This is a genomic window from Pseudomonas sp. Z1-14, from assembly GCF_051132005.1.
Classification (GTDB): Bacteria; Pseudomonadota; Gammaproteobacteria; order Pseudomonadales; family Pseudomonadaceae; genus Aquipseudomonas.
On the sequence record NZ_CP071646.1, the window covers coordinates 724,946 to 750,608 of the forward strand.

Below are 25,663 nucleotides of genomic sequence, written 5' to 3' on the forward strand. Positions count from 1 at the left end.
AGGGGTTAACGGGCAATGGGTGACAGGCGCAGCAGATGGATCCGGCGGCTGTCGGCATTCAGGATGCGGAAGCGCCAGGAGCCGATCTCGGTGGTTTCGTTACGCTTGGGCAGGTGCCCGAAAGCGCTCATGACCAGGCCGCCGACGGTATCGAACTCATCGTCGGAAAACTCGCTGTCGAAGAACTCGTTGAAGTTCTCGATGGGCGTCAGGGCCTTGATCAGGAAGTCACCGCTGGGCAGTGGCTTGATGTAGCTGTCTTCCTCGACATCGTGTTCGTCCTCGATGTCGCCGACGATCTGCTCAAGCACGTCTTCGATGGTGACCAGCCCGGCCACGCCACCGTATTCGTCGATGACGATGGCCATATGATTGTGATTGGCGCGGAACTCGCGCAGCAGCACGTTAAGGCGCTTGGACTCGGGCACGAAGGTGGCCGGACGCAGCAAGTCCTTGATGTTGAAGCTGTCGCCGTTCTCCTGGAGGATCAGCGGCAGCAGGTCCTTGGCCAGCAGCACGCCCATGACGTCGTCATGGCTCTCGCCGACGACCGGGTAGCGCGAGTGAGCGGAATCGACCACGGCCGGCAGGAATTCGCGGGGAGTCTGGGTCGCCTTGATGCTGACCATCTGCGAGCGCGGGACCATGATGTCCCGCACTTGCAGGTCAGCGACCTGGATGGCGCCTTCGACGATGGCCAGCGCTTCGCTGTCCAACAGTTTGTTCTGGTGTGCATCGCGCAGCAGCTCCAGCAGCTCCTGGCGGTTTTTCGGCTCATGGGCAAAAGCCTGGGTGAGCTTGCCCAGCCATGACTTCTGCCCGTTGGTCGATCGATCTTCGCTCATAGCGATTACTCTGAATCCTTTGTCGTTACAGGTTGATGTATCAGTGTTCGTCGCCGGCATAAGGGTCGGGATGACCCAGCTCGGCAAGCAACGTTCGTTCCAGTGCTTCCATTTCCTCGGCTTCGTCATCTTCCATATGGTCGTAACCGAGCAAATGCAAGCAGCCATGAATCACCAGATGAGCCCAATGGGCCTCAGGGCTCTTGTGTTGTTCTGCCGCTTCACGCTCCACCACGGGGACGCAAATCACCAGGTCGCCCAATAGCGGGATATCGAGCAGTTCGTCGGGCACGTCGGCGGGGAAGGACAGCACGTTGGTGGCGTAGTCCTTCTGCCGCCAGGTGTGGTTCAGCTCGCGACCTTCGGCTTCGTCCACCAGGCGAATGGTCAGTTCCGAGTCGGCGCTACGCTGACGCAGGGCCAGTTCGCACCATTGACGGAACTGGGCCTCGCCGGGGGCTGCATGTTCGCTGGCCAGTTGCAGGTCGAGTTCAAGCATCGTGGCTGTTGCCCTTGGCGGCGGGCGCGTCTTCCTGGCGATTCTCGAAGCGTTCATAGGCTTCGACGATGCGCTGCACCAGCGGATGGCGCACGACGTCCTTGGGCATGAAATGCGTGAAGCTGATGCCCGGGACATCCTTGAGCACCTGGATCACATGGTTCAGCCCGGACTTGGTGCCACGGGGCAGGTCGACCTGGGTGATGTCCCCGGTAATGACGGCGGTGGAGCCGAAGCCGATCCGGGTCAGGAACATCTTCATCTGTTCGACGGTGGTGTTCTGGCTTTCGTCGAGGATGATGAAGCTGTTGTTCAGGGTGCGGCCACGCATGTAGGCCAGTGGCGCAACCTCGATGACCTGGCGTTCGATCAGCTTGGCGACGTATTCGAAACCGAGCATTTCGTACAGCGCATCGTAGAGCGGGCGCAGGTACGGGTCGATTTTCTGAGAAAGGTCGCCGGGCAGGAAGCCGAGCTTTTCCCCGGCTTCGACCGCCGGGCGCACCAGCAGGATGCGTCGCACCTGTTCGCGCTCCAGCGCGTCGACCGCACAGGCCACGGCCAGGTACGTCTTGCCGGTGCCGGCCGGGCCGATACCGAAATTGATATCGTTGGCGAGGATTTCCTTCACGTAGCGCTGCTGATTCAGGCCGCGCGGGCGAATCATGCCTTTTTTCGTGCGCAGGGCCACCGCGGGTTCCGCAGCGGCTGGGTTGTCGAGTTCCTCGACAGCCGATTCCTGCAGGAACAGATGGACCAGATCCGGCGACAGCTCGCTTGCCTTGGTTTCCCGATAGAGGCGGCGCAGCAGGTTTTCCGCGGAGGAGGTGTGCTTGGGTTCGCCGATCAGTTCGAACTGGTTTCCGCGGTTGCGGATCTCGATGGCCAGGCGCTGTTCGATCAAGCGCAGATGCTCGTCGAATTGCCCGCACAGATTGGCGAAGCGGCGAGCCTCGAAGGGCTCGAGAATGAAACGATGTGGTTCGATGGGTGCGTTCAAGGTCGTTTTTAGCCGCCCAGGGGCAATTAAGATGAAATCAAGGATAACGCCAGTAGGCTGGGTGCGAAAGCTCTTAAGCGGTGCAATCTGACAACAGGCTCGCCACGACCAGTGTGGGAGCGAGCCTGCTCGCGAAAGCGCTGTCACATCCAACCTCGATATTGACCGTAATAGCGCATTCGCGAGCAGGCTCGCTCCCACATGGCGTGGTGTTGTTACTGGACCAGCGAACCGCGCAGGGAGTGCGGTTGCGCGGCGTCGATGTGCACGTCGGCGAACTGGCCGATCAATGCCGGAGTGTCGCAGCGGAAGTTGACGATACGGTTATTCTCGGTGCGGCCCTGCAATTCGCCCGGGTCTTTTTTCGAGTAGTCGGTCACCAGGATCCGCTGGATGGAGCCGACCATTTGTCGGCTGATCTCGAAGCCTTGCTGGTTAAGGCGGTGCTGCAAGGCATTGAGTCGCTCCTTCTTCACTTCCTCGGGCGTCTCGTCCACCAGGTCCGCCGCTGGCGTGCCGGGGCGCTGGCTGTAGACAAAGGAATAGGAGAAATCGAAGCCCACATCCTCGATCAGCTTCATGGTCTGCTGGAAATCCTTCTCGGTTTCGCCGGGGAAACCGACGATGAAATCCGAACTGATGCAGATCCCCGGTACCGCTGCGCGCAATTTGCGCAGCTTGGATTTGTATTCGAGCGCCGTGTGGTTGCGCTTCATGGCCGCGAGGATCCGGTCGGAACCCGATTGCACCGGCAGGTGCAGGTGCTTGACCAGTTCGGGGACCTCGGCGTGGGCCTGGATGAGGCTGTCGGAAAACTCCAGCGGGTGTGAGGTGGTGTAACGGATGCGGTCAATGCCGTCCACCGCCGCCACGACGCGGATCAGTTCGGCGAGGTCCGCCAGGCGACCGTCATGGGTCAGCCCGCGGTAGCCGTTGACGTTCTGCCCTAGCAGGGTCACTTCGCGCACACCGTTTTCCGCCAGGTGGATGATTTCGGCAATCACGTCGTCGAAGGGGCGGCTGACTTCTTCGCCGCGGGTATACGGCACCACGCAGAAGGTGCAGTACTTGCTGCAGCCTTCCATCACCGATACGTAGGCACTTGGGCCGTCGATACGCGGTTCGGGCAGGTGATCGAATTTTTCGATTTCCGGGAACGAGACGTCTACTTGCGGCAGCTTGGTAATGCGTGCGGCGTCGATCATCTCCGGCAGGCGGTGCAGGGTCTGTGGGCCAAAGACCACGTCCACGTAGGGCGCGCGGTCACGAATGGCCGCGCCTTCCTGGCTGGCGACACAGCCGCCAACGGCAATGACCATGTCCGGGTTGGCCAGCTTCAGTTCGCGCCAGCGGCCCAACTGGGAATACACCCGGTCCTGGGCGCGTTCGCGGATCGAGCAGGTGTTGAGCAGGATCACGTCCGCGTCTTCCGCGCGAGCGGTGACTTCCAGGGCCTGGTGTTCACCCAGCAGATCGACCATGCGCGAGCTGTCGTACTCGTTCATCTGGCAACCGTGGGTTTCGATGTAAAGCTTCTTGGCCATGGACGGGTTCATCACGTGATTCAAAGAACCGCGCATTATAGGGAAATTGTGGCCTGTGTGGCTAATTCGCGCGAGCAGTGGCTATGCTATAGTTCGCGCCCTCATTTTTACCCGCCGATGTGTTTCGCCAGCCATGACCAAACGTGAAGCTCCAATCTACAAGGTGATTTTCCTCAACCAGGGCCAGGTGTTCGAAATGTACGCCAAACAGATCTATCAGAGTGATCTGTGGGGCTTCCTGGAGGTCGAGGAATTCGTCTTTGGCGAGCGCACGCAAGTGGTCGTCGACCCGAGCGAAGAAAAGCTCAAGGCGCAGTTCGAAGGCGTGGTGCGCAGCTTCGTGCCGATGCACTCGATCGTGCGCATCGACGAGGTCGAGCGCCTGGGCACGCCGAAAATCAGCGAAGCCCGTGGCGCGGTCGGCAACGTCATGCCGTTTCCGATGCCGATGCCTGACAAGTAAACCTGGCCCTTGTGGCGAGGGGATTTATCCCCGCTGGGGCGCGAAGCGGCCCTAAAAACCTGACACCCCAGTATTAGAGATTGATTAAGTTGGCTGCTTTGGGGGCCGCTTCGCAGCCCAGCGGGGATAAATCCCCTCGCCACAGGGGCCTTGGATTCAGGGCAGCGGCGAAAACGGCGTACGCCCGTCGGCGTTCTGCAATTCCATCAGGTATTTGCGAAAGATCTGGCCCAGCACCTGGGTCGCCACTTCCAGCTCGTCGCGGGGCATCTGCTCGGCGACTTCGTCGGCGGTGTCCAGTGCTTCTTCGGCGCCGTTGACCGCCGCCATCTTCAAGACGATGTAAGCCTGGACGTTGTTGGCCGGCACGCCTTCGCCATGGAAGAACATGCCGCCAAGCTTGAATTGCGCCTGGGCGTGGCCTTGCAGCGAGGCTTTTTCGAAATAGTCGAGGGCTTGCTTGAGGTCGCGGGGCGCGGCCTTGCCGTCATAGTAGAACTCGCCCAGCTCATATTGCGCTTGGGCATCGCCCTCGTCGGCGGCTTTTCGACAGGCGTCGAGTGCCGGTGCCAGATCTTGTGGCTGGGTGTTGAGCGTGCAACGGCCCATCGCCGGGATCAACAACGAGTTGCCGCCTGCCTGTGCGTTGGCGAGCAGGGGCTGAAGGAGCAACAGGCAGCCCAAGGCAAGGGTGCGGCCGGTGCGGTTCATGGGAATCGACTTACCTCTGAGGGGCGCGTGGACCCTCCGGGGGATCCAATAAGCGCGCATTATGAAATAAGCAGGGCCATCCTTACAAAGTCTTTACTCGTTTTTCTGCTGCGAGGGAACGATAGCGGCCACTTGTTGGGCAAATACCTGGAAAAAGGTATCCCGGGGCAATGGCCAATCACTGACGCTGGTGTCAGCCAGCGTCAGTGATTGGCCATACGTTTACTTCAGCGCAGCAAAGGCCCGCTCGGCCGCGTCGAGGGTGATCTTCAACTCCGCCTCGCCATGGGCGATGGAGGTGAAGCCGGCTTCGAACGCGCTTGGCGCCAGGTAGACGCCACCCTCGAGCATCAGGTGGAAGAAGCGCTTGAAGCGGTCGGCGTCGCTGGCCATCACGTCGTCGAAGGTCACGATGTCATCGGCGCCACTGAAGTACAGGCCGAACATGCCGCCGGCCTGGGTGGTCACGAACGGGATGCCCGCCGCATCGGCGCGTACTTGCAAGCCGTCGAGCAGGCGAGTGGTGAAGTCGCTCAGCTCGGCGTGGAAACCCGGACGGCTGATCAGGCGCAGGGTGGTCAGGCCGGCAGCCATGGCCAGCGGATTGCCCGACAAGGTACCGGCCTGGTAGACCGGCCCCAGCGGGGCGATGCATTCCATGATCGCGCGCTTGCCGCCGAAGCAGCCTACCGGCATGCCGCCGCCGATGATCTTGCCGAAGGTGCTCAGGTCCGGCGTTACGCCGTAATGAGCCTGGGCACCGCCGAGGGCGACGCGGAAGCCGGTCATCACTTCGTCGAAAATCAGTACCACGCCGTGCTGGTCGCACAGGCTGCGCAGGCCTTCGAGGAAACCCGGCGCTGGCGGCACGCAGTTCATGTTGCCGGCCACCGGCTCGACGATGATGCAGGCCACTTCCTGGCCGACTTCCCCGAGCATTTTCTCGACTTCTTCGAGGTCGTTGAACGGCAGGGTCAGCGTGTGTTTGGCAAATGCCGCCGGTACGCCCGCCGAGCTGGGCACGCCTTGGGTCAGCGCACCGGAGCCGGCCTTGACCAGCAGGCTGTCGGAGTGACCGTGGTAGCAGCCTTCGAATTTGATGATGCTGTCGCGCCCGGTGTAGCCGCGCGCCAGGCGGATCGCGCTCATGGTCGCCTCGGTGCCGGAACTGACCATGCGCACCATTTCCATCGATGGCACGATGGAGCAGACCAGATCGGCCATTTCGGTTTCCATCGCGGTCGGCGCGCCATAGGACAAGCCGTGCTCCAATTGCTTGCGCACCGCGTCCAACACGTCCGGATGGCTGTGGCCGAGGATCATCGGGCCCCACGAACCCACGTAGTCGACGTAGCGCTTGTCGTCTTCGTCGGTGACATACGCGCCCTCGGCGTGCTTGAAGAACAGCGGGGTGCCGCCGACGCTCTTGAACGCACGAACGGGTGAATTCACGCCGCCGGGGATGTGTTTCTGAGCGTTGGCAAACAGGGTTTCGGAACGGGACATGGTAGGGCTCTCGAAATCGGGAAATGACTATTTGGTTTGCAGCAGGTCGTTGAAGGCGCGGGCGCGGCGCGTCACCTCAGCCGTGCTGTCGGCGCCGAACAGGCCATGGACCACCGCGAGCAGGTCGACGCCATGGGCCACCAGCGGGGCGGCGTTTTCCAGAGTGATGCCGCCAATGGCGCACACCGGTATATGCAGTTTGATACGGGTCTGTTCGAGCAGTTCAAGGTTTGCGGCGGGCGCCCCGGGCTTGGTATTGGAATTGAAGAAGCGCCCGAACGCGACGTAGCTGGCGCCTTCCCGGACGGCCTGTTCGGCCAGTTCCAGGCTGGCGTGGCAAGTGGCGCCGACGATTGCCTTGTGCCCCAGCAACGCCCGCACCGGCGCCAGCGGGCCATCGGTCTGGCCCAGGTGGACGCCGACGCCGAGGCGTGCGGCCAGTTCGGCGTCATCGTTGATGATCAGTTGAGTCTTGTAGCGCTCGCACAGGTTGCGCAGCGCCTCGGCCTCGCGCAAGCGCCGGGCCTCGTCGCTGCTTTTGTCGCGGTATTGCAGCAGGGTCACGCCACCTTCCAGCGCGGCTTCCACATAGGCGAGGAACTTGCCGGCCAGCAACTGGCTGTCGGTGACGGCATAAAGGCCACGTAGTTTCATTCCACGGCTCCTTTGCTACGAGCAGAAATCCAGCGGCAGGCGACGCGGTACGAACTGGCCTTTGCCCAATTGTTCGGCATCGCGCAGGGTGCGCCAGGTGTAATCCAGCGCGGTCTTCACCGCGCTGGCGAGCTGTTCACCCTGGGCCAGCCGGCCGGCCAGGGCGCTGGCCAGGGTGCAGCCGGAACCGTGATAGCTGCCGGGCAAGCGCTGGCAGGTGAAGGTCTCGCGGTGTCCGTCGCGGCTGTACAGGCGATTGTGGACTTCATGTTCATCGCCGTGACCGCCGGTAATCAGCAGGTGCTTGACGAAGGGCAGCAGTTTTTCGGCGCATTCATCAGCGCTGCCTTCCGGAAGTTCGGCGAGAATGCGTGCTTCAGGAAGGTTGGGCGTGGCGATGATTGCCAGCGGCAGCAGGCGCTCGCGCATGGCGTAGCCGACTTCATCCTTGCCCAGCCGTCCGCCACCACCGGCGCGCAGCACCGGGTCGCAGACCATCGGCAGGTGTGGATGCGCCTGGAGCAGCTCGACCACTGTGTCGACCATTTCCAGCGAACCGAGCATCCCCAGCTTGACCGCCGCGACGGGCGAATCGTTGAGCACGGCATTGGCCTGGGCCATTACCCACTCGCGATCGAGTACGCGGAAATCGCTGACATTGACCGTGTCTTGCACGGTCAACGCGGTAACGGCCGGGGCGGCATGACAACCCTGGGCGAGCAGGGCTTCGATATCTGCCTGCAAGCCGGCGCCACCACTGGGGTCGTGGCCGGAGAGACAGAGGACAACGGGGCGGGAGTTGTAGATATTCATGGTGCGCGAGCTTATCACCAAACCCCATTTATCGGTGATCGGGCTCTGAGGGATTTACGCGACGTTTCCTGCTGGCGACTGCTTTTGTGGCGAGGGAGCTTGCTCCCGCTGGGGCGCGAAGCGGCCCCGAGATCTTGCGGTCGCTACGCAACCGAGCGGGAGCAAGCTCCCTCGCCACGAATGGCCCTCCAGTACCAACCTGACCAAAGCAACAGCTCTATCTCAACGCTTGGCGCTGAGACGCCCGTGCTAGAGCCTTTTGTCGGAAAAATTTCAATGGTGCAAATTGGCCATCAACGGCTATGCTACGGATGGATCCAACCAATAACAGGTAATGCCGGTTTTACGTCTACTCAGGGAATGGGGGGCTTCCTGACTCAACCGGACAGGCCACGCTGGGGCTTTAATGCGCTATTTGCTGATGTTGCTGCTGTGCTTGTCCCCCTTGGCAAGCGCCCTTGAATTCGATGAATCTACCCGAAGCCTGCCCTTGGGCCATGCCTTGCAGGTGTTCGAGGATGCCAGCGGCACGGCCACGCTCGAGGACGTCCTGGCCCAGGCCGCGGTTGGGCGCTTCAAACCCCACGACCAAGCCACGCTGAACGCAGGGTATTCGCGCTCGGCGTTCTGGCTGAAGATCGACTTGCACTACCGCCCGGGCAATCCCGGCGCCCAGCGCACCTGGCTGCTGGAGCTGGCGTATCCGCCGCTGGACCGCCTGGACCTGTATCTGGCCGATGCGCAAGGTGCCTATCGCCTGGTTCGCCAGACCGGCGATGCCTTGCCGTTCGCCAGTCGCGAGGTCCGTCAGAACAACTACCTGTTCAGCCTGGATTTCCAACCCGATCAACGCCAGACCGTGTATCTGCGCCTGCAAAGCCAGGGCTCGATCCAGGCTCCGTTGACGCTCTGGTCGAGCACCGCCTACCTGGAACAGCAGCCGGTGCGCCTGTATGTGCTGGGCATCATCTATGGCGTACTGCTGGGGATGCTGGTCTACAACCTGTTCATCTACCTGAGCGTGCGCGACACCAGTTACCTCTATTACATCTTCTATATCGCCTCGTTCGGCCTCTATCAATTGTCGGTCAACGGCGCGGCGGTTGAGTATTTCTGGCCGGACAACCCTTGGTGGGCCAACGCGGCGACGCCATTTTTCATTGGTTGCGCGGGGGTGTTTGGCAGTCAGTTCGCCCGCAGTTTCCTGCAAACCGCCCAGCACAGCCGCTGGCTCGACCGATTGCTGCTCGCGCTGATTGCCTACGGCGCGGTGGTGGTGGGCCTGTCGTTGATGACCAGCTATGCACTGGCGCTGCGCCTGGCGACGGCGCTGGCCCTGGTGTTCACCGTGGTGATTTTCGCCGCCGGCTTGTTCGCCTGGTGGCGGGGGCTGCGGGTGGCGCGTTACTTCATTATTGCCTGGTCGGCGTTTCTGCTGGGGGGCGTCGTCAATACGATGATGGTGTTGGGTTACCTGCCGAACATCTTCCTGACCATGTATGCCAGCCAGATCGGCTCTGCCATCGAGGTGGCGCTGTTGTCCCTGGCCCTTGCGGACCGCATCAACGCCATGCGCGAACAGCAGGCGCAGACGCTGTTCGACGCCGGGCAGAAACTCGAAGTGCTGAACCAGCAGTTGGCCCAGGGCAACAAGCTCAAGGACGAATTCCTCGCCACGTTGACCCATGAGTTGCGCACGCCGATGAATGGTGTGATCGGTTGCCTGGAACTGATGGAAACCGTCGAGATGGACGAGGAACTCAGCCAATATCAGCAGACCGCAGCCGGTTCGGCGCGGGACATGATGCGCATGGTCAACGGCATGCTCACCCTCACCGAGTTGCAGGCCGGCAAGCTCAAGGTCTATCCGGCGCCGTTCAGCCTGCGCAGCGTGATAGAGGCCCTGCAGGTGCAGTTCGGCGCCAACGCGGCGGCCAAGGGCCTGGATTTCAAGGTCGACGTAGCGCCCGGCCTGGCGGACCGTTTGTTAGGTGACAGCGGTAAATTGGCCCAGTGCCTGGAATGCCTGCTGGACAATGCCATCAAGTTCACCCGCGTCGGTGGCATCGCGCTGCGGGTCAGTGGCCGGACGTCGGAGCTCGATCGCCTGGTGCTGTCTTTCGCCGTGATCGATACCGGCATCGGCTTTACCGATCTGGGGGAGGCGACCCTGTACCAGCGTTTCTTCCAGCTCGACGGCTCGATGACCCGCGAATACGGCGGCCTCGGCGTCGGCCTGGCGATTTGTCGGCAACTGGTCGAATTGCTCGGCGGGCGCCTGACCCATACCTCGGAGCCGGGGCGCGGCAGTCGTTTCCAGCTGGACGTGGAATTTGACATCGCATTGCCTGTGGCCGTCCCGGCAACGTTTCCTGGCAGCGCACGCCGGGCTGCGCGCTTGCCCCAGGATTGCACGGTGCTGCTGGCCGACGACAACAACATCGACCAACTGGTGATGCGCGGCATGTTGCTCAAGCTTGGCTACCGAGTACGTACCGCCGACAGTGGCCGCGCGGCGCTGGAGCTGTTGCAGGGCGACAGTTTTGACGCGGTGCTGCTCGATTGCCAGTCGACACCATCGGATGGCGTGTCGGTCTGCTGTCAGATCCGCGCGATGTCAGGTTGCGAGGACTTACCCGTGCTGGTGGTCAGCCCGAACGTGGACCAGGCGCATTGCCCTGCGGGTAGCCTGATCGATTACCTGAGCAAACCGGTGAAATTCGAAGCACTGCAGGCGATTCTGCAACGACGGGTACTTTGTCCGAAGCAGGGTGAAAGCGCCGGCATTTAGGCGGATATGCCACTTTGATCGGCCAGGAGGCGGTGCTTAACTGACCTCTGCTGGCCGACCAAGGAGCCCCGTCATGAACCTGCACCAGTTCGCCGAAACCCACGACGTCACCAATCAACCACCGTCCCTGGATGGTGCCAACCTGTACCGTATCGACCTGCCGCTGCAAGAATGGTCGCGGCGTTTCGGCGCAGGGTGGGCACAGGCGCGGATCGACGCCTACGGTGCCCTGGCCGGCGGACCGTTGATGGAGGCGGGGTTCCTGGCCAACCAGAACAAGCCGATATTTTCCAGCCACGACCGTTACGGCCATCGTATCGACCTGGTGGAATTTCATCCTGCCTATCACGAGCTGATGCGCACCGCCATCGAACATGGCCTGCCCAGCCTGCCGTGGGCCCATCCGCAACCTGGCGCGCATGTCGCCCGCGCCTCGATGACGTACCTGCACAGCCAGGCCGAAGCAGGCACCGGTTGTCCGTTGACCATGACCTTTGCCAGTGTGCCGGCCCTGCGCCTGCAACCGGACCTGGCCGAGCGCTGGGTGCCGAAAGTGCTCGCCACCGAATACGATCCACGTAACGTCGGCATGGCCCACAAGGCCGGGGTCACTCTCGGTATGGCGATGACCGAGAAGCAGGGCGGCACCGATGTGCGCGCCAACACCACCAAGGCGTATCCGGTAGGCGCCAGTGGCCCGGGCCAGGCCTATGAGCTGGTGGGCCACAAGTGGTTCTGTTCGGCGCCGATGTGCGATGCCTTCCTGACCCTGGCCCAGACCGACAAGGGCCTGACCTGCTTTTTGCTGCCGCGCCACCGCCCGGACGACACCCGCAACCAGTTCTACATCCAGCGGTTGAAAAACAAACTCGGCAATTGCTCCAACGCCTCCAGCGAGGTGGAGTTCCGTGGTGCGCTGGCCTGGATGGTCGGCGAAGAGGGCCGAGGCGTGCCGACGATCATCGAAATGGTCGCCATGACCCGCTTCGATTGCATGGTCGGCTCCAGCGCCCTTATGCGCCAGGCCCTGACCCAGGCCAGTCACCATTGCGCGCACCGCAAGGTCGGCGGCAAGTTGTTGAGTGAGCAGCCGCTGATGCAGAACGTACTCGCCGACCTGGCCCTGGAAAGCGAAGCTGCGTTGGCGCTGAGCTTGCGCATGGGCCGGGCGCTGGATCATCTGAACGATGAGCATGAAGCCAAATTCGCCCGGCTGGTGACGGCAGTAGGCAAATACTGGATCTGCAAACGCGCCCCGGCAATGATCAACGAGGCGGCCGAATGCATGGGCGGTGCCGGCTATGTCGAGGACAGCATCCTGCCGCGCCTGTACCGCGAGGCACCGGTCAATTCGACCTGGGAAGGCTCCGGTAATGTGCAGTGCCTTGACGTCTTGCGCGCTCTGTCCAAAGAGCCGGGCGTGTTGGAAGTGCTGTTCGACGAACTGGGCGACGGCCATGGGGACAATCGCCTGGCGACCCATATCGACCGGTTGCACGCAGCGTTCAAGGACACCGATGACATCCAGTATCGTGCCCGGCAATTGACCGAAGACATCGCCGTGGGCCTGCAAGCCAGGCTGTTGCTGGAAGCGGGGAACAGCGACGTCAGCGATGCCTTCATCGCCAGCCGGCTGGGTTCCACTGGCCGGGTCTACGGCGCGTTGCCCCGCGGCCTGAATGTCGAAGCCATCGTCGCCCGCTCGACCCCGCACGGCTTCTAAACAACCCATACCCCTGTGGGAGCGAGCCTGCTCGCGAAGGCGTCGGTACATTCAGCATCGGCGTTTCCTGACACACCGCTATCGCGAGCAAGCCCGCTCCCACAAAAGGCTCCGCGCAAGGACAACTAATACGCCACTGTTCCCGTCGGCCTACGATGCAGGCAAGATGAAGGCCTGCAAGTCAGAACACAGGAAGCTGATCGTGACCGAAGCGTTTATTGTCGTTCAAACCGCCGAGCAAGCCGTGGACCGGCTGGCGGCCCTGCACGAGCGTGCGACCACTGCGCTGAACCAGGCGCTCAAGCGTTATCTCAAGGACCGCATCGAGCCGGACGCCGAGCAACGCGCATTGTTCCGCTATCCGGCCCTGCGCCTGACCTACCATTGCCATGGCGAAGTCCCGCAGACCACCCGCGCCTACGCCAAGGTCCAGCTGCCGGGCACCTACAGCGTCACCGTCACCCACCCGGCGGCATTTCGAAAATACCTGCTCGAACAGCTTGTCCCGCTGATGCACGACTTCACCGTCACCGTCGAGGTGGGCGTCAGTGAGCAGAACATTCCGTACCCGTATGTGGTGGAGCAGGGCGATGAACTGGCCGGTTCCGGTGTGACGGCGGCAGTGCTGGCGCGGGTGTTCCCCAGCACCGACCTGTCGGCCGCCACCGATGGCATCGCCGATGGCCTCTACGATTGGGAAAACACCGACCCGCTGCCCCTGGCACTGTTCGACGCCGCGCGGGTGGATTTCTCCCTGCGCCGGCTCGTGCATTACACCGGCAGCGATTGGCGCCATGTGCAGCCGTGGATTCTTCTGACCAACTATCACCGCTATGTCGACCAATTCATCGTCCACGGGCTGGAGCAGTTGCGCAGCGATCCGCGTTTCGTGCGCATGGTGCTGCCGGGCAACGTGATCATCGACAAGAACATGGATCATGGTGAAGCCTCGGCCATCGCCGCTGGCGTGGTCTGGCATCGCTACCAGATGCCGGCCTATCACTTGCAAGCCAGCGATGGCCACGGCGTGACCCTGGTGAACATCGGCGTTGGTCCGTCCAATGCCAAGAACATCACCGATCACCTGGCCGTGCTGCGTCCGCATTGCTGGCTGATGATCGGCCACTGCGGCGGCCTGCGTCAGTCCCAGACAATCGGCGATTACGTCCTGGCGCACGCCTATATGCGCCGCGATGGCATCCTCGACCGCGTGGTGCCGCCGAATATCCCGATCCCGGCCCTGGCCGAAGTGCAGCTGGCACTGCAGCAGGCGGCGGCGAACATCACCGGCGAAAAAGGCGACGAGCTGAAAAAACGCCTGCGCACCGGCACCGTGCTGACTTACGACGACCGCAACTGGGAATTGCGCTGGGCCCAGGAGCGTCCGTTGATCAACCTGTCCCGCGCCGTGGCGGTGGACATGGAAAGCGGCACCATCGCTGCCCAGGGTTACCGCTTGCGGGTGCCATACGGCACGTTGCTGTGCGTCTCGGACAAGCCGCTGCACAGCGAGATCAAGCTGCCGGGCTCGGCCAACGCGTTTTATGAGCGGGCGGTCAACCAGCACCTCAAGATCGGGATCGCGGCGCTGGACCTGCTGCGCAACGAACTCAACTCGTTGCACTCGCGCAAACTGCGCAGCTTCGACGAGCCGCCGTTCCGCTGATACCGTCCTGAAAGGTGGTTATTTAACGGTCGGGCCACTAGCATGTCGGCCTCGACCGTTGGATATTGTTGCCGCCATGCCCCGTCCTCCACGCCCCGCTTCCCGCCGCCCTGGCGCGAAGCCTCCCGCTTCCACCCCGCGCCGTGTGGCCAAGGCGCCGCCGGCCGAAGCGAAACTGATCCTGTTCAACAAGCCTTTTGACGTGCTGACGCAATTCAGCGACGGCGAAGGGCGCGCCACGCTCAAGGATTTCATCGACGTACCGGGCATCAACCCGGCCGGTCGGCTGGACCGCGACAGCGAAGGATTGCTGTTGCTGACCAATGACGGCCAGTTGCAGGCGCGCATCGCCGATCCCAAGCACAAGCTGGCCAAGACGTACTGGGTACAAGTCGAGGGTGAGCCGAGCGACGAGCAACTGCAGCGTTTGCGTGATGGGGTCGAGTTGAACGACGGTATGACGCTGCCGGCCGAGACCCGTCAGCTGGACGAACCGCAATTATGGCCGCGCAATCCACCGGTGCGCTTTCGCAAAAGCGTGCCGACGAGTTGGCTGGAACTGGTGATACGTGAAGGGCGCAACCGCCAGGTGCGGCGCATGACCGCCGCGGTGGGCCTGCCGACCCTGCGCCTGGTGCGGGTCAGGATCGGTGACTGGACGATCGAAGGGCTCGATCAGGGCCAATGGAAAGAGGTACCGGCGCGTTTATAACGAGCCGGATTCGATCAGACCGATGACCACGCTCTTGATGATGAACGCCGCCACGCCCAGGCCGAGCACGAAAAACAGGATGAACGAGCCGAAACGCCCGGCCTTGGATTTCTTCGCCAGGTCCCAGACGATGAACCCCATGAAAATGATCAGGATGCTGACCAGTCCGGTCATCATCCACTCTTCGAAAACAGCAGGATCCATCGGCGCACTCCGGCGTGGGCGGGGTTGAAAAGGCAGGGCGAGTATACGGCATGGCGGCGGGGCGCAGGATCGGGCTGCGGCGGTGTGTCGCAGCCCGGATAATCATGGGCTGCTTTTTGTGGCGAGGGAGCTTGCTCCCGCTCGACTGCGCAGCAGTCGCAAACCAGTGGAGATTTGGGGTCGCTGCGCAACCCAGCGGGAGCAAGCTCCCTCGCCACAGAAGCTCTCAGCTGCGCAGGTGAGTCAGCGGCAGCTCGGTACTGTTGAGCACCTGGTTCAGCACAAAACTCGAACGCACGCTGGTGACGCCTTCGATCCGGGTCAGGTGGCCCAGCAGCAGCTTCTGGTAATGATCCATGTCCGGCACCACCACCTTCAGTTGGTAGTCCGCGTCGATGCCGGTCACCAGGCTGCATTCAAGCACTTGCGGCAGGTTGCGGATCGCGGCTTCGAAGGTCTCGAAGCGGTCGGGGGTGTGGCGGTCCATGCCGATCAGCACATAGGCGGTCAGGCTCAGGCCGAGCATCTTGCGATCGAGCAGGGCAACCTGGCGGGTGATGTAGCCGTCGTCTTCCAATTGCTTGACCCGCCGCGAGCAGGGGGAGGGCGACAGGCCGATGCGCTCGGCCAATTCCTGGTTCGAGATGCGCGCGTCGCGCTGCAATTCCGCCAGGATGCTCAGGTCGTAACGGTCGAGTTTGCTCATTGAGCGGGCCTTTATCCGGTTAATTGCGGAAGATTATCCATCCAAGGGTAAAAATTGCGCAAGTAGTGTTTATTCAAGCAATCTTAGCAATCATCTGTCGGCGCCTCGGGCCTATGCTAACCACCAAGATCACTGCTCGGACAAACAGTCCAGTGCAGCCCGCCCAATCCGGCCGGCTGCGGTCGCAGTACCCATAGGTACTGGCAGACCCCCGAGCTGCACACTGTCCAGAAGACGGCGTGAGGTGAGCCGATGCCACAAGCGTCGCGCACGGACTAGATTCTCAAGGGGAGGCCGACGGGCCTCCCTTTTTTATGCCTGCGAAATAAACCTCGCGCCTGATAACCTGTCGCAGAACCGGCCTGGGCTTTTCCAGTCTTATTTTCAGGCCCCGAACCGCTGTGAGGAATTTCATGAAGTCGCGCATCTGGCGTTTGGCAGGTGTTGGTCTGTTGTGGGCAAGTGTCAGTGCGCAGGGAATGGCGGATGATCAGCAGAACCGTGGCGGCCCAAACGGTAATGGCCCGGGTTATTCAGGCCAGCCCCGGCCGCAAAGCAACGAGATCATTCGTGGCGATAACAGCCGACAGTTCGAGGTCCAGCCGCAATCCCCAGGTGGGCAACACTACGAGCGTCCACCGCAGGATCCCAACGTTCGCAACCGCCCGCCGCAACCGCAACCTGGTAACAACCTGCCGATCCAGGGTCGGCCCGACAGCGTGACCCAGACCCAGGAGCCGCGACCGGGCTACTACCGCGACATTCCACGGCGCAACGACGGCTATCCGAACGGCGGGCCGCGTCCAGGCCACGACAATCGGCCCGATCAGCACTGGCCCGGTCGGCCGGACGGCCATGGCAACGGTTGGGGTCAGGGGCCGCAATATCGGCCAGGGTATGTGATCGATCGTTTCCCGGATCGTAATTACCGCGTGCCTTATCGCGGCCAGGATTATTTCTATTCGGGTGGCTACTGGTATCGTCCGCAAGGGCCGCGTTATGTCGTGGTGCAGCCGCCTCGAGGCATTCGTACCCGCTATCTGCCCGATTATGCCCGTGAGGTCTGGATCGGCAGCTCGCTGTTTTTCCTCGCCGCCGGTGCCTATTACATTTATGAGGCCAACACCCGGGACTACGTCGTGGTCGAGGCGCCGGTCGCCAATCCGCAGCCGCAGCCCCAGGGCAACAGCTTCGACGTGGTGGCTTATCCGGCCAACGGCCAGTCGCCCGAGCAGGTCAACCAGGACGGCTACGATTGCTATCGCTGGGCGGTGCAGCAGAGTGGTTTCGACCCGCGCACCTATACCTACCCACCGGCGCCGGAAGTGGTGCAAACCTACCGCCGGGCCCAGGGCGATTGCTTGAGCAGTCGTGGGTATCAGGTTCAATAGAAGCAACTACAAGCTTCGAGCTTCAAGCTGCAAGACCGGCAGACTTTAGCTTGCAGCTTGAGGCTTGCCGCTTCTAGCTGCTTTTATCGGATCGGCATGCACCAGCACCTCGGCCTTCGGATAAGCGCGATGGATCGCATCGGCGGCCTGGTCGCTGATGCCATGGGCCACTGACAGGGTCAGCTCGCCCGGCAATTCCAGGTGCAACTGCACGAACCAGTGGTTGCCGGAGATTCGTGTGCGCAGGTCATGGGCGCCGACCACGCCGGGCACCGCGCAGGCCAGTTCGAGCATGTGCTGGCTGACGTCCGGCGGCAGCTCTTCATCCATCAGCACGGCGAAGCTTTCCCGGGCAATCTGCACTGCGCTCCAGAGGATGTACGCGGCGATGCCCAGGCCGAACCAGGCATCGAGCTGGTACCAGCCGAACCCTGCCAGGACCAGGGCTACCAGGATGCTGCCGTTGAGCAACAGGTCCGAGCGGTAGTGCAGCGAGTCGGCGCGCACGGCGTTGGAGCCGGTAGCGCGCACGACTCGATGCTGCAACGCCAGCAGCGCCAGGGTCAGTGCCAGGGAAAACACGATCACGCCGACGCTGAGCCAGGGCGCCTCGACCGGCAGCGGCTGCTTGAGTCGTTCGTATGCCTGCAACGCGATCAGCACCGCACTGCCGCCGATGAAGAGTGCCTGGGCCATGCCGGCCAACGATTCAGCCTTGCCATGCCCGTAGCGATGATCATCATCCGCCGGTCGCAGGGCGTAATGCACCGCCAGCAGATTGAGCAACGAGGTGACGCCGTCCAGCGCCGAGTCGGTCAGGCCGGCGAGCATGCTCACCGAGCCGCTGAGCCACCAGGCCAGCGCCTTGGCAATGATCAGAATGCACGCCACGGCCACCGATGCGCGGGTGGCCAGGCGTAGCAGGCGAGCATGTTCGGCGCTGGTGGTCATGGCGCGGTCTTCCTTGGGCTGCGCCTCTTACGCGGCGGGTACGAGACCGAGCGTGGCCAGTTGTTGCACGTTGCCCTTGTGCTGGATCAGGCGCGGGTCGTCCAGCGGGAAGCTGCGGCCCAGCTCGCGCTCCAGGATGGCTTGCAGCTTCTGATTATTGACCGTGCCGTCGGCGTTGATGGCCGGCTTGAGTTTCTCCGGTTCGATCTGCACGCTTCTGCCCGGCTCGAAATAGATCGCGCCGGTGGCGAAGTCAACGGCAAAGGCGATCAGGCCCGGGATGATGTAGAACAGCAGGCCGACGGCGTCGAGCGCGGCGATGGCCGGGTCGATCTTGCCCTCGATCTGGCCGCGACGGTCGGGGTAGAAGATCGAGCCACAGGCGCTGATCTGGGTCAGCAGGCTGGCGACCAGCACGCCGCCGATCACGCGAAAGGGAATACGCATAACAGTCTCCTGAGCAGGTAAGGGCGTTGCTGGTTGGAGTCCAGACCACGCTAAACAGTTCGCCGTTATACTCGGCCCTCTGTTTTGGAGCCAGCATGATTTCTTTGCCGATTGATGAAGTTTTACCGGCCCTGCGCCAAGCCTTGGCGTCGCGCCACGAAGCGGTGCTCGAAGCGCCCCCCGGTGCTGGTAAGACGACCCGTGTTCCCTTGGCCCTGTTGAACGAGCCGTGGCTGGCCGGGCAGACCATTCTGATGCTCGAACCCCGGCGCCTGGCGGCACGGGCGGCGGCTGAGCGCCTGGCCAGCGAGCTGGGGGAAAAGGTCGGCGAAACCGTGGGCTACCGGATTCGCCTCGACAGCAAGGTCGGGCCGAAAACCCGCATTGAAGTGGTCACTGAAGGCATCCTCACCCGTCGTCTACAGGACGACCCGGCACTGGATGGCGTGGGGCTGTTGATTTTCGATGAATTCCACGAGCGTAGCCTCGACGCCGACCTTGCCTTGGCCTTGAGCCTCAATGGCCGTGAGCTGTTTCGCGAAGACCAACCGCTGAAAATCCTGCTGATGTCCGCGACCCTGGAAGGCGAGCGCCTGGCCGGTTTGCTGGATGATGCGCCGATCCTGCGCAGCGAAGGACGCATGTTCCCGGTGACGATGCGCTGGGGCCGGCCGTTCCAGCCCGGTGAATTCATCGAGCCGCGACTGGTGCAGACCCTCCTCGAAGCGCTGCACGACGAAACCGGCAGCGTACTGGTGTTCCTGCCGGGGCAGGCGGAGATTCGCCGCGTTCATCAACAATTGGCCGAAGCCTTGGGCGAGGGCGGCAACGTGTTGCTGTGTCCACTGCATGGCGAGCTGGACCTGGCCGCCCAACGCGCCGCCATCGATCCGGCGCCGCCCGGCCAGCGCAAAGTGGTGCTCGCCACCAACATCGCCGAGACCAGCCTGACCATCAACGGTGTGCGGGTGGTGGTCGATGCCGGGCTCGCCCGTGTACCGCGCTTCGACCCGGGCAGTGGCATGACCCGCCTCGATACCCAGCGTATCTCCCGCGCCAGCGCCACCCAACGGGCCGGCCGGGCCGGGCGACTGGAGCCGGGGGTGTGTTACCGGCTGTGGTCCGAAGACCAGCATGAACAGCTGGCGGCCTACGGCAGCGCCGAGATTCTCTCGGCGGACCTGGCCGGGCTGGCCCTGCAGTTGGGCCGCTGGGGCGTGACGCCGCAGCAGTTGACGTGGCTTGATGTCCCGCCGACCGCCGCGTATGCCCAGGCGCGGGATTTATTGCAGCGCCTGGGCGCGCTGGACGGTGGACAACTGACTCGGCACGGCCAGGCCATGGCCGAGCTGCCGGCCCATCCGCGCATCGCGCACTTGCTGCTGCGGGGCCAGGCGCTGGGGCTGGCGGACATGGCCTGCAATGTCGCGGCGTTGTTGGGCGAGCGTGACATTCTTCGAGGCGCCGGCGCGGATTTGCACAGTCGCCTGGCGTTACTGTCCGGCGAGGAACGAGCGGCACGCGGCGCTCAGGGCGGTGTGCAGCGGGCGCGGCAATTGGCCCGGCAATATCGTGGCTACTTGCGCGGCAAGGCCGAGGAAGCTGTCGCCGATCCCGAGCATCCGCGCTGGCTCGGCGCGCTGTTGGCGCTGGCCTATCCGGATCGCGTCGCGCAACAGCGGCGACCCGGCGGCGCGGAATATCGCCTGGCGAATGGGCGCGCGGCGCTGTTTGCCGAGGCCGACAGCTTGATGAAGCAACCGTGGTTGGTGATTGCCGAACTGGGCAGTCGCCAAGGCCAGCGGGAAGAACGGATCTATCTGGCGACGGATTTCGATCCGGTGCTGTTCGATTCGGTGCTGGCAGAGCAAGTACGTACCGAGGACCAACTGGATTGGGACGAGCGCGAAGGCGTGCTGCGGGCCGAGCGCCAGCGCAAGGTCGGTGAACTGGTGCTCAGCCGCGAGCCATTGACCGGTCTGGATGAATCTGCCCGCAGCCGGGCGCTGGTCAACCTGGTACGCCGCAAGGGGTTGGAGTTGTTGCCGTGGACGCCGGAGCTGCGGCAGTGGCAAGCGCGGGTGGCGCTGCTGCGCCGGCTCGACCTGGATACCAAGGGCGACAGCGAGTGGCCGGATGTCAGCGATGCGGCGTTGCTGCTCAGTCTTGAAGACTGGCTGATGCCGTATCTGGGCCGGGTGTCGCGCCTCAGTCATTTTGCCAACCTGGATCTGTCGAGCATCGTCCGTAACCTGTTGCCCTGGCCTCTGCCGCAAAGGCTGGACGAACTCGCGCCGCAGCACGTGAGCGTGCCTTCCGGTTCATCGATTCGCCTGGATTACAGCGAACACCCACCTATTCTGGCGGTGCGCTTGCAGGAGCTTTTCGGCCTGGCCGACACCCCGCGTATCGCCGGTGGTCGGCAGGTGGTCAAGCTGCACCTGCTATCGCCCGCGCGCCGACCAGTGCAAGTGACCCAGGACCTGGCGAACTTCTGGCGTAGTACTTACGCCGAGGTGAAGAAGGATCTCAAGGGACGGTATCCCAAGCACTACTGGCCGGACGACCCGCTGGTGGCGGAGGCGACGGCGCGGGCCAAGCCGCGTAAGTGAAAAGGTCCGACACTTAGCCCCTGTGGGAGCGAGCTTGCTCGCGATGGCGGTAGGTCAGCAGCATCACATTAACTGACACACCGCTATCGCGAGCAAGCTCGCTCCCACAGGGATATTCGGTGAGCTTGACTACGGGGTAGCCGGCAACAGAAACCGCGCGATCACCGGCAAATGATCGGAAATGCGCAACGTATCGTCCTGCCGGACCTGGGCTTCGACCCGTTTGAGGCGGGGGCTGTAGAACAGGTAATCGACGGTCCGGTCGGGGCCGTTGAGGCCGGGGTCGTTGGGGTAGTGGGTCAGCCAGTTTGCGCGGTCGATGCCGCTGGCCTCGTTGTTGGTGGGGATCATCGGGTATTTGTCCCACAGCAGGTGCAATTCGCTGTCGGCGGAATAGGGGGAGCGTTGCTCGGTGGGCAGGCGTCGGTATTGGCCCAGGGGTAACAGGTTGAAGTCTCCCCCGGTCAGCCAGGGAGTGCCGGCGGATTCAAGCTTGTCCAAGGCCTTGGCTATCGCGCTGACTTGTGCGCGCGCCGTGTCGTCCGGCTGGGTGGCCCGCTCCAGATGTGTATTGAGCACCGCCAGTTGGCCGCCGCCGCTCAGGGGCAGGTAACTCACCAGCAAGGCATTTTTCGGCTGGAACTGGCGGGTGATGAAGTTCGCCTCGGCCACCGGCAATTGCACCCGCTCGGCGTGGTCGATGCGATAGCGGCTCAGCGTCGCCAACTGGCGACCAACGCTGCCGAAGATATGTGGGCTGGGAATGAAATCGGCTTTCCAGTCAAAAGCGCTGGTGCCGCAGGGATAGAGGTCGGCCAGCCGTTCCTGCAAGAGCTTGAGCTGGTTCTGGTAGTCGCTGGCCTTGGCGCCGTTGTCGAGTTCCTGCAACAGCACCACGTCCGGCTGCTCGTCGCGAATGACCCGTGCCACTTCGTCGAGGCTGAAGGCCATGTCTTCCGGAGTCGGGCTTTCATCGTCGCCCTCGGCCAGGTCGTGCCAGAACACGTAGCGCTTGCCAGCCAGGAACTGGACGTTCCAGGTCATCACCTTCAGGGCTTGGCCGGGCACCAGCGGTGGGGCGTTCGCGGCGCAGCTGACGGGCATCGCTTCCCGGGCCTGTGGGCGCCAGGTCGGGCCATAGATGGAAAAGGCTGCAATGCCGACGAGCAACAACAGGCCCAACAAGGTGTATCGCAGCAGACGGGTCATGGCTCGGGTTTTTCTGCAATCAACATGAACATTCGGAACAGCACCACGGTGGTGAACAGTTGCAGGAAACTGTGGACGCTGTCGATCAGCAAACTGATGAAGGGGTTCTGCGGCGGCGGATATACCGAGACGCTGGCGCCCTTGAGCAGCCACAACGGGACCATTACGGCGAGGATGCATAACAGGATTCGCCAGAAATTGCCTCGACTCAGGCGCGCGCTTTCCTTCATGGCCGCCAAGGGCGCCATGCCCCGCAAAACCAACAGGTATTCACCGAAGGCGAGGACGACCATCAGCCACAGCCCCGGCAGGAAGTACAAGGAAATGCCGATCAGGATCAGCAACGTATTAAGGGCGGTCAGCAAGGCGAAGCGCGGCCACTGGAGGAGGGCTGCCGCAAGCAGGTCACGGGCACGCGGGGCTTCGCCGCGACTGCGGGCATCGAGAAACAGGATCAACGCCGCGGTATACAGCGGGTACACGAGGAGACCGACGATCACGCTGTAGCCGGAGAAACCGTCGGCGCCGATGGCGCTGTCCACCCCTTGTTGCAGGACCGCCTCAAGTATTACCAGCGGCAGGCACAGCTGAGCGATCCGGCCCAGGTTGCGCTTGAAAAAATACAAGGAGTCACGCAGTACTTCTAACGGATTCATGAGTCGGTATCGCAGTTCGAAAAAGCGGTCCGACACTTTAACCGATCAAGCGACCGCACAAGCAAACGTAAACATCAGGTAAAGACCATTGAAAGCTTGCTGCGCAACCCCATTACTGAATCGCACCGGTCTTTGCGACCGGCCTGGTTTTAATCCGGCAATCTGATGAGGTCGCCATGAACAGCGAAGAACAAACCCTGATCGATGGACTGTTTTCACGGCTGCAGCAGGCCGAAAAGGATTCAGCCCCGCGCGACGCCCAGGCCGAGGCGCGGATCAAGGAACACTTGGCCAACCAGCCTGCGGCGGGCTATTTCATGGCCCAGGCGATCCTGGTGCAAGAGGCGGCGATCAAGCGCCTGGACGAGCAGAACAGACAGCTCGCCCAACAGGTCGAGCAATTGCAGGGCGAATTGCAGCAGGCCCGCAGCCAGACTTCGGCGCCAAGCGGCGGCGGTGGTTTCCTTTCGAGTATCTTCGGTGGCAGCAACCGCGATTCACGGCCAGCAAGCGCACCGGCATCCAGCGGTGGCGGCTGGCGCGAACCTGCGCGGCCTTCCTTCAACGCACCGGCCCAGCCAGGCTTTGGCGCTGCGCCCGGCAACTATGCCGCGCCGCAACAGCAGGCCCCGGCGGCGGGCAGCTTTCTCGGTGGCGCCTTGAAAACCGCGGCGGGCGTGGCCGGTGGTGTGATGCTGGCCCAAGGCATCAGTAGCCTGTTCCACAGCAATCAACCCCAGGAGATCGTCGAGGTCCTCAAGGAAGAGCCGGCCCAGCCGGTCAATGACACCGCCAACAACGGTGACACCGGTTGGGACGATGATCAGCGCGTGGCCGACAGCGATAGCGACGGCAACAATAGCTACGGCAACGATCAGGGCGGTTTCAGCGACGCCGACTACAGCGACGATTTGTCCTTGTTCGGCGACGACGACTCTTTCGTCTGATCCGCCGTTCGTCCGGGGCGCCCTGGCGCCTCGGGCCGATTATTCGCGGAACGCTCCTCGAGACTGGCATACTGGGCGACTTTTCGGCCCGGGTGGCCTGCGTGCGTGTGCATTCAAGAGGAAACGCGGTGAAAAAAATCGCAGTGTTCGCCGATGTCCAGAACCTCTACTACACCGTGCGCCAAGCCTATGGCTGCCATTTCAACTACGCGGCGCTGTGGGCCGATGTGAGCAAGCAGGGGCAGATCGTCGAGGCCTATGCCTACGCGATCGATCGCGGTGACAGCAAGCAACAGCAGTTCCAGCAGATCCTGCGCAACCTGGGGTTCACCGTGAAACTCAAGCCCTATATCCAGCGCAGCGACGGCTCGGCCAAGGGCGACTGGGACGTGGGCATCACCCTGGACATCATGGACGCCGCCGACCATGTCGACGAGGTGGTCCTGGCCTCCGGTGATGGCGATTTCGACATGTTGCTCGAACGCATCATCAGCAAACACGGCGTGCAGGCTGTGGCCTATGGAGTACCTGGGTTGACCGCCAACTCGCTGATTCGCGCCGCCAGCCGCTACGTGCCGATCGAAGGCGCGTTGCTGCTCAAGAACTGATTTTCAAGGAGCCCCACCGGTTTGGAACGCATCGCAGTCATCGACTTTGAAACCACCGGCATTACCCCGAGCAGCGGTTGCCGGGCCACCGAAATCGCCGTGGTGATCCTTGAGCAAGGCCGGATAGTCGACCGTTACCAGAGCCTGATGAACGCTGGCGTGCGCGTCCCGGCCTTCATCGAGCAGCTGACCGGTATCAGCAATGCCATGCTGCGCAGCGCACCGCCAGCGGAAGAGGTCATGAACGAGGTCAACGAGTTCGTCGGCATTACGCCGTTGTTGGCCCACAACGCCGCGTTCGACCAGAAGTTCTGGGACTTCGAACTGGGACGAATCAAGCGCACCCGCCTGCAGAGTTTTGCCTGTTCACTGCTGTTGGCCCGACGCCTGATGCCAGCGGCGCCGAACCACAAGCTCGGCACGCTCAACGCTTTCGCCGGCCTGCCCCACACCGGCCAGGCTCACCGGGCCATGGCCGACGCCGAAATGGCCGCCAACCTCACCGCGCACCTGGCCTCGGAGCTGCGGCAAAAGCATGGGTTGCGGGAGCTGTCCCATGACCTGCTGTGCAGCTTGCAGAAGGTGCCGGCAGCGAAGATCAACGAGCATCTCAGGCGCCATCGCGGGTTCTGAACACTGCACAACTCTCCCGTGGGAGCGAGCCTGCTCGCGAAAGCAGAGTGTCAGCCACCACAGATGTTGGCAGGGCGGACGCCTTCGCGAGCAAGCTCGCTCCCACAGGGTTCGATGGCTACTCAGATGATGCGTACAGCACAAGCTCCATTGTGGGAGCGAGCTTGCTCGCGAAGGCGGTGTGTCAGTCGGCATCGATGTTGGCTGGTCTGTAGCTTTCGCGAGCAGGCTCGCTCCCACGGGGTGGATTGTGTTGATGAGTCATTTACTGTGTCTTGAAAAGTGTATGGCTCGGATAAACAGATTTTGTAACTTAATTTCTGTCGATTGCCTTTTTAGAATGACAGGTTTCATCGTCCTGACTTCGAGCTG

General features: G+C 62.6%; 24 protein-coding genes. 10 read left to right on the forward strand and 14 right to left on the reverse strand.

Translation table 11 applies throughout. The features are described from left to right. Window positions 1-5: 5 nt before the first annotated feature. From J3P89_RS03425 to miaB, 4 genes are all read right to left on the reverse strand, one after another. Window positions 6-845 (reverse strand): HlyC/CorC family transporter, encoded by an 840-nt coding sequence (locus tag J3P89_RS03425; protein ID WP_186610826.1) that lies wholly within the window; start codon window positions 843-845, stop codon window positions 6-8. 40 nt (window positions 846-885) lie between these two features. Continuing rightward, window positions 886-1,344 (reverse strand): rRNA maturation RNase YbeY, encoded by a 459-nt coding sequence (gene ybeY / locus J3P89_RS03430; RefSeq protein WP_434696722.1) that lies wholly within the window; start codon window positions 1,342-1,344, stop codon window positions 886-888. Beyond that, window positions 1,337-2,344 carry a PhoH family protein gene (locus J3P89_RS03435; protein WP_434696723.1) on the reverse strand — a complete coding sequence of 336 codons (1,008 nt, stop codon included), beginning with the start codon at window positions 2,342-2,344 and terminating at the stop codon, window positions 1,337-1,339. Before J3P89_RS03435 ends, ybeY begins: the two co-directional genes overlap by 8 nt. 215 nt (window positions 2,345-2,559) lie before the next feature. Next, complete coding sequence (gene miaB, locus J3P89_RS03440) at window positions 2,560-3,888, reverse strand: tRNA (N6-isopentenyl adenosine(37)-C2)-methylthiotransferase MiaB (RefSeq protein WP_434672882.1); 1,329 nt, start codon at window positions 3,886-3,888, stop codon at window positions 2,560-2,562. A 133-nt stretch (window positions 3,889-4,021) separates the two neighbouring features. On the opposite strand from miaB, the gene J3P89_RS03445 reads away from it, so the two are divergent. After that, window positions 4,022-4,351 (forward strand): DUF1820 family protein, encoded by a 330-nt coding sequence (locus J3P89_RS03445; protein ID WP_305498606.1) that lies wholly within the window; start codon window positions 4,022-4,024, stop codon window positions 4,349-4,351. A 156-nt stretch (window positions 4,352-4,507) separates the two neighbouring features. Here J3P89_RS03445 and J3P89_RS03450 read toward each other — a convergent pair whose 3' ends face one another. The 4 genes from J3P89_RS03450 to J3P89_RS03465 form a co-directional block, all read right to left on the reverse strand. After that, window positions 4,508-5,062: a tetratricopeptide repeat protein gene (locus tag J3P89_RS03450; protein WP_305498608.1), complete on the reverse strand. Its 555-nt coding sequence runs from the start codon at window positions 5,060-5,062 to the stop codon at window positions 4,508-4,510. 222 nt (window positions 5,063-5,284) lie between these two features. Then, window positions 5,285-6,568 (reverse strand): glutamate-1-semialdehyde 2,1-aminomutase, encoded by a 1,284-nt coding sequence (hemL, locus tag J3P89_RS03455; protein ID WP_434571634.1) that lies wholly within the window; start codon window positions 6,566-6,568, stop codon window positions 5,285-5,287. Window positions 6,569-6,595: 27 nt separating this feature from the next. Beyond that, entirely contained in the window at window positions 6,596-7,222 is a 627-nt protein-coding gene (gene thiE / locus J3P89_RS03460; RefSeq protein WP_434571635.1) for a thiamine phosphate synthase, read from the reverse strand. A gap of 15 nt (window positions 7,223-7,237) precedes the next feature. Next, a complete protein-coding gene (locus tag J3P89_RS03465) occupies window positions 7,238-8,035 on the reverse strand; it encodes a hydroxymethylpyrimidine/phosphomethylpyrimidine kinase (protein WP_434628003.1) in 798 nt (265 codons plus the stop codon). A 406-nt stretch (window positions 8,036-8,441) separates the two neighbouring features. On the opposite strand from J3P89_RS03465, the gene J3P89_RS03470 reads away from it, so the two are divergent. The 4 genes from J3P89_RS03470 to J3P89_RS03485 all read left to right on the forward strand — a co-directional run bounded on the left by J3P89_RS03470 (window position 8,442) and on the right by J3P89_RS03485 (window position 14,927). Then, window positions 8,442-10,826: a hybrid sensor histidine kinase/response regulator gene (locus J3P89_RS03470; protein WP_434696724.1), complete on the forward strand. Its 2,385-nt coding sequence runs from the start codon at window positions 8,442-8,444 to the stop codon at window positions 10,824-10,826. 73 nt (window positions 10,827-10,899) lie between these two features. Next, on the forward strand, window positions 10,900-12,549 hold the full coding sequence (locus J3P89_RS03475; RefSeq protein WP_434696726.1) for an acyl-CoA dehydrogenase family protein: 1,650 nt from the start codon (window positions 10,900-10,902) through the stop codon (window positions 12,547-12,549). Between the two features lie 166 nt (window positions 12,550-12,715). Further along, the gene (gene amn / locus J3P89_RS03480; RefSeq protein WP_305501175.1) at window positions 12,716-14,215 is read left to right on the forward strand and encodes an AMP nucleosidase; all 1,500 of its coding nucleotides are present in this window, start codon (window positions 12,716-12,718) and stop codon (window positions 14,213-14,215) included. A 145-nt stretch (window positions 14,216-14,360) separates the two neighbouring features. Beyond that, window positions 14,361-14,927, forward strand: a complete 567-nt coding sequence (locus tag J3P89_RS03485) for a pseudouridine synthase (RefSeq protein WP_434697946.1) — start codon at window positions 14,361-14,363, stop codon at window positions 14,925-14,927. On the opposite strand, the gene J3P89_RS03490 is transcribed toward J3P89_RS03485, so the two are convergent. Both J3P89_RS03490 and J3P89_RS03495 read right to left on the reverse strand, forming a co-directional pair. Next, a complete protein-coding gene (locus J3P89_RS03490; protein WP_305498615.1) occupies window positions 14,922-15,131 on the reverse strand; it encodes a DUF2788 domain-containing protein in 210 nt (69 codons plus the stop codon). The genes J3P89_RS03485 and J3P89_RS03490 overlap by 6 nt on opposite strands. 226 nt (window positions 15,132-15,357) lie before the next feature. Next, the gene (locus J3P89_RS03495) at window positions 15,358-15,837 is read right to left on the reverse strand and encodes an Lrp/AsnC family transcriptional regulator (RefSeq protein ID WP_305498616.1); all 480 of its coding nucleotides are present in this window, start codon (window positions 15,835-15,837) and stop codon (window positions 15,358-15,360) included. A gap of 413 nt (window positions 15,838-16,250) precedes the next feature. On the opposite strand from J3P89_RS03495, the gene J3P89_RS03500 reads away from it, so the two are divergent. Next, complete coding sequence (locus tag J3P89_RS03500) at window positions 16,251-17,228, forward strand: DUF6515 family protein (RefSeq protein ID WP_434696727.1); 978 nt, start codon at window positions 16,251-16,253, stop codon at window positions 17,226-17,228. Window positions 17,229-17,273: 45 nt separating this feature from the next. On the opposite strand, the gene J3P89_RS03505 is transcribed toward J3P89_RS03500, so the two are convergent. Then, the gene (locus J3P89_RS03505; protein WP_434696728.1) at window positions 17,274-18,179 is read right to left on the reverse strand and encodes a cation diffusion facilitator family transporter; all 906 of its coding nucleotides are present in this window, start codon (window positions 18,177-18,179) and stop codon (window positions 17,274-17,276) included. Between the two features lie 27 nt (window positions 18,180-18,206). Continuing rightward, window positions 18,207-18,626 (reverse strand): polyribonucleotide nucleotidyltransferase, encoded by a 420-nt coding sequence (locus J3P89_RS03510; protein WP_434571645.1) that lies wholly within the window; start codon window positions 18,624-18,626, stop codon window positions 18,207-18,209. 95 nt (window positions 18,627-18,721) lie between these two features. On the opposite strand from J3P89_RS03510, the gene hrpB reads away from it, so the two are divergent. Then, the gene (gene hrpB / locus J3P89_RS03515; protein WP_434696729.1) at window positions 18,722-21,238 is read left to right on the forward strand and encodes an ATP-dependent helicase HrpB; all 2,517 of its coding nucleotides are present in this window, start codon (window positions 18,722-18,724) and stop codon (window positions 21,236-21,238) included. A gap of 129 nt (window positions 21,239-21,367) precedes the next feature. Here hrpB and J3P89_RS03520 read toward each other — a convergent pair whose 3' ends face one another. Next, window positions 21,368-22,447, reverse strand: a complete 1,080-nt coding sequence (locus J3P89_RS03520; protein ID WP_434628020.1) for an endonuclease/exonuclease/phosphatase family protein — start codon at window positions 22,445-22,447, stop codon at window positions 21,368-21,370. Continuing rightward, complete coding sequence (locus J3P89_RS03525; RefSeq protein ID WP_434571649.1) at window positions 22,444-23,103, reverse strand: YciC family protein; 660 nt, start codon at window positions 23,101-23,103, stop codon at window positions 22,444-22,446. The genes J3P89_RS03520 and J3P89_RS03525 overlap by 4 nt, the downstream gene beginning before the upstream one ends. Before the next feature lie 176 nt (window positions 23,104-23,279). On the opposite strand from J3P89_RS03525, the gene J3P89_RS03530 reads away from it, so the two are divergent. The 3 genes from J3P89_RS03530 (at window position 23,280) to J3P89_RS03540 (ending at window position 25,291) form a co-directional block, all read left to right on the forward strand. Then, window positions 23,280-24,050, forward strand: a complete 771-nt coding sequence (locus tag J3P89_RS03530; protein ID WP_434696730.1) for a DUF2076 domain-containing protein — start codon at window positions 23,280-23,282, stop codon at window positions 24,048-24,050. A gap of 128 nt (window positions 24,051-24,178) precedes the next feature. Beyond that, on the forward strand, window positions 24,179-24,658 hold the full coding sequence (locus tag J3P89_RS03535) for an NYN domain-containing protein (RefSeq protein ID WP_030140338.1): 480 nt from the start codon (window positions 24,179-24,181) through the stop codon (window positions 24,656-24,658). A gap of 21 nt (window positions 24,659-24,679) precedes the next feature. Then, window positions 24,680-25,291 carry a 3'-5' exonuclease gene (locus J3P89_RS03540; protein ID WP_434696731.1) on the forward strand — a complete coding sequence of 204 codons (612 nt, stop codon included), beginning with the start codon at window positions 24,680-24,682 and terminating at the stop codon, window positions 25,289-25,291. Window positions 25,292-25,663: the final 372 nt, after the last annotated feature.

Bases quoted from the DNA above. Each gene is read 5' to 3' on its own strand.
- J3P89_RS03425 (WP_186610826.1), bottom strand. From the start codon at position 845: ATGAGCGAAGATCGATCGACCAACGGGCAGAAGTCATGGCTGGGCAAG.
- ybeY (WP_434696722.1), bottom strand. From the start codon at position 1,344: ATGCTTGAACTCGACCTGCAACTGGCCAGCGAACATGCAGCCCCCGGC.
- miaB (WP_434672882.1), bottom strand. From the start codon at position 3,888: ATGGCCAAGAAGCTTTACATCGAAACCCACGGTTGCCAGATGAACGAG.
- J3P89_RS03445 (WP_305498606.1), top strand. From the start codon at position 4,022: ATGACCAAACGTGAAGCTCCAATCTACAAGGTGATTTTCCTCAACCAG.
- J3P89_RS03450 (WP_305498608.1), bottom strand. From the start codon at position 5,062: ATGAACCGCACCGGCCGCACCCTTGCCTTGGGCTGCCTGTTGCTCCTT.
- hemL (WP_434571634.1), bottom strand. From the start codon at position 6,568: ATGTCCCGTTCCGAAACCCTGTTTGCCAACGCTCAGAAACACATCCCC.
- thiE (WP_434571635.1), bottom strand. From the start codon at position 7,222: ATGAAACTACGTGGCCTTTATGCCGTCACCGACAGCCAGTTGCTGGCC.
- J3P89_RS03465 (WP_434628003.1), bottom strand. From the start codon at position 8,035: ATGAATATCTACAACTCCCGCCCCGTTGTCCTCTGTCTCTCCGGCCAC.
- J3P89_RS03470 (WP_434696724.1), top strand. From the start codon at position 8,442: ATGCGCTATTTGCTGATGTTGCTGCTGTGCTTGTCCCCCTTGGCAAGC.
- J3P89_RS03475 (WP_434696726.1), top strand. From the start codon at position 10,900: ATGAACCTGCACCAGTTCGCCGAAACCCACGACGTCACCAATCAACCA.
- amn (WP_305501175.1), top strand. From the start codon at position 12,716: ATGAAGGCCTGCAAGTCAGAACACAGGAAGCTGATCGTGACCGAAGCG.
- J3P89_RS03490 (WP_305498615.1), bottom strand. From the start codon at position 15,131: ATGGATCCTGCTGTTTTCGAAGAGTGGATGATGACCGGACTGGTCAGC.
- J3P89_RS03495 (WP_305498616.1), bottom strand. From the start codon at position 15,837: ATGAGCAAACTCGACCGTTACGACCTGAGCATCCTGGCGGAATTGCAG.
- J3P89_RS03500 (WP_434696727.1), top strand. From the start codon at position 16,251: ATGAAGTCGCGCATCTGGCGTTTGGCAGGTGTTGGTCTGTTGTGGGCA.
- J3P89_RS03505 (WP_434696728.1), bottom strand. From the start codon at position 18,179: ATGACCACCAGCGCCGAACATGCTCGCCTGCTACGCCTGGCCACCCGC.
- J3P89_RS03510 (WP_434571645.1), bottom strand. From the start codon at position 18,626: ATGCGTATTCCCTTTCGCGTGATCGGCGGCGTGCTGGTCGCCAGCCTG.
- hrpB (WP_434696729.1), top strand. From the start codon at position 18,722: ATGATTTCTTTGCCGATTGATGAAGTTTTACCGGCCCTGCGCCAAGCC.
- J3P89_RS03520 (WP_434628020.1), bottom strand. From the start codon at position 22,447: ATGACCCGTCTGCTGCGATACACCTTGTTGGGCCTGTTGTTGCTCGTC.
- J3P89_RS03525 (WP_434571649.1), bottom strand. From the start codon at position 23,103: ATGAATCCGTTAGAAGTACTGCGTGACTCCTTGTATTTTTTCAAGCGC.
- J3P89_RS03530 (WP_434696730.1), top strand. From the start codon at position 23,280: ATGAACAGCGAAGAACAAACCCTGATCGATGGACTGTTTTCACGGCTG.